The following is a 389-nucleotide window of genomic DNA, read 5'->3' on the forward strand; positions in this document are numbered from 1 at the left end:
AATCGATGGGTAATGATTGTATGTATCAACAAACAAGCAACAACGTTGTACTTTCTTATCCCTGTAGCGCTCTTTCATTATGCAAATGATGAGAGGCTAACGTTATAGGGACAAGCGAATAAGTGCACATGGTGGATGCCTTGGCGATTACAGGCGATGAAGGACGTAGTAGCTTGCGATAAGCTGCGGGGAGTGAGCAAACACACTTTGATCCGCAGATTTCCGAATGGGGCAACCCACCCTTTTAGGGTATTGCATACTGAATACATAGGTATGCAAGGCGAACGCGGCGAACTGAAACATCTAAGTAGCTGCAGGAAAAGAAATCAACCGAGATTCCCAAAGTAGCGGCGAGCGAAATGGGAAGAGCCTGTACGTGATAGTCGGAC

General features: G+C 46.5%; 1 rRNA gene. It reads left to right on the plus strand.

Annotation, left to right across the window (positions count from 1 at the left end):
* Nucleotides 1-108: 108 nt before the first annotated feature.
* Nucleotides 109-389 (plus strand): 23S ribosomal RNA (locus SJI03_RS28865); the annotation flags it as partial.

Origin of the sequence: Janthinobacterium sp. GMG1, from assembly GCF_034427795.1 — a bacterium.
Lineage (GTDB): Bacteria > Pseudomonadota > Gammaproteobacteria > Burkholderiales > Burkholderiaceae_D > Janthinobacterium.